Raw genomic sequence first — 1,166 nt, 5'->3', positions numbered from 1 at the left:
TGCTGCATAAATCATATCTCCTAATGTAATAGCATTCGCAGCAGTCTGTTGTTCTGTGGTTAAGTTTGTTCTTATAGTAAAGACATCTGTATTGCCACCGTTTTTAGCAAGAGCACTAGCTCCTGAGCCTGTTGTGCCCGTGAATCTAATGAAATTATATAAGGCATCAGCAGTGGCTAGTCCAGCACTGCTGGCTAGATCTTTAGCACCTGTATATGCCACATTATCATACTTAAGTTGGAAGTTCTTCACAACATCGATGAAGTTACCATCAATATCATAGTGTGCTTTGCTATCTGCACCAGTCTTACTGATGAGTCCATTGACATAAGATGTTCCATTCTTAGCAGGATTTGCAGGGATATAGCCGGTGTAAGTAATGCTATTAGTAGTACCCGCTAAATCACCAGTAAAGCCAATCTTTCCAGTAAGGATGGTAGTCGTCGCATTATCAGGGGTTAATGTAAGTTTACCAGCAGCTTGACTTGCAGTCCATCCTGTTAAGAGGTCAGTTCCTCCTGTTGCCGGATAAGCAACCCCACCAACAGTGACTGTTACTGTTCCAGCAGCAGGTTGAGTGAGTGCACTACCATTCAACACATTAACAACAACGGTCCCAATCTCTGTAGCAGTAATCGTTTTACCAGTAGGAGCTGTTGCTGAAATCTCAACAGTTGTAGTGCCAACAGTGAATGTGAGTGTTTTAGTTACAGCAGAAGTAGTGCCAGCACTACCGACACCTGTAAAGGCAGTAGTAGCAGTAGCAGTAGTAGCATTCTTAGCACTCCCAGCTGGTGTATACCCAATCAAGTTGATTCTATCCATATTGATACCTTTTGCTAATTCAATGGTATCTAAACCTTGAGAACCAGTGATTTGAACAGTGCCTTGTCCTACTTTTAAGCCACCAAGTTTGATGTTTGTTCCAAGAGTTGCATCTTTGAGGTCAATACTGACTTCATCTCTTGTAGTTGCATCAACATCATAATTACTTGCTGAAGAGTATTTTAAATCTCCATTGATTGTGAGTGTTCTAAGGTTTGCACCTGCTGAAGTAATCTCAAATTTATCTGCTGCAACATTACCATTTAAAGTTAGGGTTGCTGATGTTGAGTTATTGTCAATTTTAATAGCTTGATAGCCCCATGAGTCTGTATATGTACCAT

The 1,166-nt window shown here is 40.9% G+C and carries 1 protein-coding gene; it reads right to left on the bottom strand.

Annotated features, from left to right (window positions below):
- Nucleotides 1-1,166 (bottom strand): hypothetical protein (locus CCZ01_RS10560; protein ID WP_181566399.1); only part of this gene is annotated, 1,166 nt, incomplete at both ends.

The sequence above is a fragment of the Helicobacter monodelphidis genome (assembly GCF_003288845.1).
Classification (GTDB): domain Bacteria; phylum Campylobacterota; class Campylobacteria; order Campylobacterales; family Helicobacteraceae; genus NHYN01.
The sequence above is the reverse complement of the archived record's forward strand: the minus strand, read 5'-3'. Positions and strand labels throughout refer to the sequence as shown.